Annotated in this window: 6 protein-coding genes; 4 read left to right on the forward strand and 2 right to left on the reverse strand. The window is 42.0% G+C overall.

All coding sequences use genetic code 11. The features are described 5' to 3' along the window. Positions 1-251: 251 nt before the first annotated feature. Together ACYQ4S_RS10960 and ACYQ4S_RS10965 are read left to right on the forward strand one after the other, a co-directional pair. Positions 252-1,196 carry an aminopeptidase gene (locus ACYQ4S_RS10960; protein ID WP_459771135.1) on the forward strand — a complete coding sequence of 315 codons (945 nt, stop codon included), beginning with the start codon at positions 252-254 and terminating at the stop codon, positions 1,194-1,196. A gap of 45 nt (positions 1,197-1,241) precedes the next feature. Beyond that, positions 1,242-1,925, forward strand: a complete 684-nt coding sequence (locus ACYQ4S_RS10965) for a VanZ family protein (protein ID WP_459771136.1) — start codon at positions 1,242-1,244, stop codon at positions 1,923-1,925. A gap of 263 nt (positions 1,926-2,188) precedes the next feature. Here ACYQ4S_RS10965 and ACYQ4S_RS10970 read toward each other — a convergent pair whose 3' ends face one another. Together ACYQ4S_RS10970 and ACYQ4S_RS10975 are read right to left on the reverse strand one after the other, a co-directional pair. Then, positions 2,189-3,052 carry a DUF72 domain-containing protein gene (locus ACYQ4S_RS10970; RefSeq protein WP_459771138.1) on the reverse strand — a complete coding sequence of 288 codons (864 nt, stop codon included), beginning with the start codon at positions 3,050-3,052 and terminating at the stop codon, positions 2,189-2,191. After that, the gene (locus ACYQ4S_RS10975) at positions 3,027-3,506 is read right to left on the reverse strand and encodes a YaiI/YqxD family protein (protein WP_459771140.1); all 480 of its coding nucleotides are present in this window, start codon (positions 3,504-3,506) and stop codon (positions 3,027-3,029) included. The genes ACYQ4S_RS10970 and ACYQ4S_RS10975 overlap by 26 nt, the downstream gene beginning before the upstream one ends. 183 nt (positions 3,507-3,689) lie before the next feature. Here ACYQ4S_RS10975 and ACYQ4S_RS10980 point away from each other — a divergent pair, with 183 nt between their 5' ends. Beyond that, the gene (locus ACYQ4S_RS10980; protein ID WP_459771142.1) at positions 3,690-3,872 is read left to right on the forward strand and encodes a hypothetical protein; all 183 of its coding nucleotides are present in this window, start codon (positions 3,690-3,692) and stop codon (positions 3,870-3,872) included. A gap of 11 nt (positions 3,873-3,883) precedes the next feature. Continuing rightward, entirely contained in the window at positions 3,884-4,018 is a 135-nt protein-coding gene (locus ACYQ4S_RS10985; RefSeq protein WP_459771144.1) for a hypothetical protein, read from the forward strand. Positions 4,019-4,392 lie beyond the last annotated feature (374 nt).

The following is a 4,392-nucleotide window of genomic DNA, read 5'->3' on the forward strand; positions in this document are numbered from 1 at the left end:
TAAATGTATCTCTATTATAACATATTACTACATAGTACTACAATATAAGTCTATCAAATTTGACAAAAAAATAAAGCCATAACAGGCTTTGTGTCACTTTTTATTGATTCCAGCTGTTAAACTCCCGTACACCTAACGTAAGGTCTGCACAATTCAAATTGTATCAGGCTGCCTGATGATTTTGATTTCAATGTTTGTAGATTTTAGTTAGAATAGATACAGACACCATAAAAGTTCAGGAGCTGATTTACGTGACTAATTATATTGAAAATGCGATAAAGGTTTTTGAAAACAACTTTGCGCTGAAAAAAAACGAGAAAGTCGCGATCATTACAGATGACCGTATGAAGCAGATTGCGATGCCCTTCTATGAAGCAGCCTGTATCAAAGGAAACGAAACAGTATTCCTGCAGTTTCCTGCTCACTACAAATCCGGTGAAGAGCCGCCGGGCATTGTTGCTCAAGCCATGAAAGACGCAGATGTGGCATTGTGCGTGACGACGGCAAGCATCACACACACCCGTGCTAAGAAAGAAGCCGCTGCTGAAGGTACTCGAATCGGAACCATGCCGGGTGTAACTCTACCTATGCTTGAAAAAGGTGCGATTGAAGCGGATCCGCAAGTCGTGGAGGAACTGACTGCCCGCTATACAACTCTGTTAGACAAGGCAGAAGAGGTACGCATCGAAAAAGACGGAGAAGTCTTGACCTTTTCTGTTGCTGGGAGAAAAGGTATCCCAAGCACAGGAGTATTTAGAGAAAAAGGTCAGGCTGGAAATGTACCTTCAGGAGAAGCGTTTATTGCTCCACTTGAACAGTCAGCGAATGGCAAGCTAGTCGTTGACGGGTCCATTGCTCAAATCGGAAAAGTGAAAGAGCCACTGACATTGACTATAGAAAACGGGCGGCTGATCGATGCAACAGGCAAGCAGGGTGAAGAACTGCTAGATATTTTAGGAGAAACCGATGGACGGATCATTGCTGAATTCGGAATCGGAACCAATCCTTCGGCACGCATTACAGGAGTCGTTCTGGAAGACGAAAAAGTTTATGGCACGATCCATATTGCGTTCGGTTCAAACAAGCCTTTTGGAGGAGTCACTGAAGCTGGTGTTCATATCGATTGTGTAGTTAAAGAGCCTACTGTCTGGATCGACGGCAAAAAAATGATGGAAAAAGGCAGTATGGTTGAATGAATGTAATTGTATATGTAAGGTACGAAGGGAAAAGAAGGTGAGCAGATGAGCATGAACAGTCAGACAAAATTAAGACTAGCTCAGATTTTTTCGTGGGCTATGGTCCTGTTCTGGATGGGTGTCATCTTCTGGTTCTCATCACAGCCTGCGGAAGAATCGGTCAGATGGAGTGTCGGGCTCATGGAACTGGGTGGAGAAATCATAACGAACTGGCAGTGGGTAGGCATCATATCAGTCATTTTTCTGTATCATATCTTTCTGATCTGGTTGGCAAAGATGGACTCCCACTTTATTCTGAAAATCCTTCTGTTCATTCTGTTTCTGATTATAAGTGTGGGCATTGCCTATTTCCTCTTCACATTTGTACGTCCAAGAGTCAGCCGATTCGGTATCTTTGAAATGAACCGATGGGTCATCCATCGGTACCTTAGAAAATATGTGCACTTCTTCGTCTATCTGTTTCTTGGCAGTTTTCTTATGAATGCTTTTACCTTGTCAGATGTCAAACCATGGCGAGCGTTTGGCCTGGCTTTAGTCATTTCTTTTCTTTATGCGATAACGGATGAATTCCATCAGTACTTCGTACCCGGAAGACGGCCTCTTGTTATGGATGTCATCATCGATACTATTGGGGCCCTGGTAGGCATAGCTCTATACAGCACGTTGAGTGCTTTGTTCAAATGGCGTAACCGAAAGAGAAAAACGAGGACGAAGAAACGATCAGGCTGAGTTCGTGAAGTTAGGATAAGGCTACCTGAGATTTAATAATCATTATAAAAACATCCGGCACCCCCTCTCTGATATAGAAAGAGGGGGTGCCGGATGTTTTTGTTTACGTTCTGAGGACGAAGAGTCTCAACTATTTCTCTACTTAAAACAAAAATCTATCAAATAAATACCAGTTATTTAAACAAGGAACGACATCAATTTAAAGCTCGTTGGTTAAATCCAAATTTATGTCTAACAAAGCCTCCAGTATAAAATGGATTTCGTTAAAATAAATCGAGCTGCTGAGGGCCGAGGTAATCAAAGGATACGTTCAGAAGTTTCTGAAGGGTCTTCGCATTCTGAGCGGCATGACCACCTGAATTATTATTGAAAATCACACAGACTTCCAGCGACTGCTTTGACAACTGCTCAATGATTTCCTTGAATTCCATCAATTCGTCATCCCTATAATTGTATAGTGTCCGCTCAGCCCGCCAGTCCTTTACATTTTCACCAAGCCATCCCTCGTAGTTTCTGCCGTGAAGGCGAAGCACACTGAGTCTGGAATGTGTACTCCTGACTATTTTAGGCACACTGTTGTTGGGTGTCTGTGGCTGATCAACAATGACGTTTGAGAACTCCAGAAGTTTCAGCAGTTCAAGTGTCCGTTCCTGATTGTTCTCGGAAAACCAGGTCTGATTCCTGAATTCCACGGCAACCGGTAGATCGTGCATGTGACTGCGCACATACTTCAAGTAATTTACATGTTTACGTGTACAGTCAAAATAGGGTGGAAACTGAAATAGAAAAGCTTTGATCCGTTTCTGTTCGATCATGGGACCAAATGCGTCCAGGTAGGCATCAAAGACATCGTCCATTCGGCTGAAATCAGGCTGAAATGGTTTATGTAATGTCATCATATTGAATGCCTTTGGGAAGAAAGTGAATGATTCCGGCGTCTTATCGATCCAGTTCAGAATATTGGTTCTGGAAGGAATGGCATAGAAGCTTGTGTCAAGTTCCACTACTGGGAAATGACTGGCATAGTCTTCCAGTTTACGGGAACGGTCACGTTGGATCAGTTCATGATCACTCCAACCGGTCAGAGCAATTGTTATCACGTCAGTTTTCGACCCTTTCTGTCTCATCGAGCTGTTCTTCGATCACCTGACGCAGAAGGTCATCAAATGGATACTGCTGCTCATCCGCAAATGGGTTCAGGGATTTCACTCGGCTTTTATTCATATTGCTTCGTCTCATTGCGGCAGATATATGGCGGCCGTCGACCAGTTTCTGAATGATTCTTTCAGTATATTCGTAGCCTTCGTGGTGCAGCACTCTGCACTTTTTAGGAAGAAGCATGGAGGCCAGTCCGTAATCCTGAGTGACTACAATATCATTGGGATAAGCCAGCTCCATGATCTTGAAGTCTGCCTGATCACTCCCTTTATCGACCCATATGCGTTCAACGCTATTGGGAAGTTCTTTTGTTGAATAATGAGAGATACTTGAAACTAGAAGGACCTCAAGCTGATAATTCTGAGCTTCCGCAATAATTGTTTCTTTTTTAGGGCATGCATCTGCATCAACTAATATTTTCATATCCAATGCCTCCTTTAAAATCAGTTTACCATATTTTCATTCAGAAAAGGTAGCTCGAACCCATATGAATAAAGGATTAAAAGTCGTTCGATCTGAAAGTCAAATCACCTGGTTTTAAGTTGACATCGTTTACAAAAAAGACTACTCTTATGTCAATGAGGTTTGTTTATTAAGTCAACTAACATGACAGGCAAACTTAAACACACATTCAAGAAAAGAGGCATAAAAGTGAACAAGACATCGCTCTTTATGAAGGGCTGGACATTTGCGAAAGTAGAAGGGACCGACCATGTTAAACCGACGAGCTTTTTGCCGGTAGAACTGCCCCATGACTGGCTGATTACCGAAAGCAGATCGCTGACATAGTCAGACCGATTTTGAATCGATCAGACATCTTTGCGGTTGATCTGTATGAAGCCGGACTGGCTGACAAAGTTGTCGACTATCTATTCGAGATGACCGAAAAACCTGGAGCAGTCAGAGAGACCCAGAAACGCGCATTAAGCAAATAAGAGAGTAAGTTAAAGGAACAGGGAAAGGGAGAATGAATCATCCCGTACGCTGTTCCTTTTTTTGTATCTGACTGGTGATTCAATGTTGAAGAATCTTTTATAGGAGTCTATTCGGAAAAAAGTTTCTAATACTGTTCGGCCTAAACTGGAAGATGCTTTGTAGCATCTAGCTTTAGTTTACAATTAGGATAAACTGAAGATCCGTCATTATATTGTTTCTAACGGCACTTAAATATAGTCCTTTTTAATAACTCAAGTTTTGCAGTTGAATATCCAGGTTTAACCCTTGCGGTTATTGAAACTTCTTATAAATAATTATCAAAAAACACACAAAAAGACACCTCTCTTTGGTAAAATGTAGTCACCACAACAAC

The sequence above is a fragment of the Alkalibacterium sp. s-m-28 genome, assembly GCF_054658175.1.

Bases quoted from the DNA above. Each gene is read 5' to 3' on its own strand.
- ACYQ4S_RS10965 (WP_459771136.1), top strand. From the start codon at position 1,242: ATGAGCATGAACAGTCAGACAAAATTAAGACTAGCTCAGATTTTTTCG.
- ACYQ4S_RS10970 (WP_459771138.1), bottom strand. From the start codon at position 3,052: ATGAGACAGAAAGGGTCGAAAACTGACGTGATAACAATTGCTCTGACC.
- ACYQ4S_RS10975 (WP_459771140.1), bottom strand. From the start codon at position 3,506: ATGAAAATATTAGTTGATGCAGATGCATGCCCTAAAAAAGAAACAATT.
- ACYQ4S_RS10980 (WP_459771142.1), top strand. From the start codon at position 3,690: ATGACAGGCAAACTTAAACACACATTCAAGAAAAGAGGCATAAAAGTG.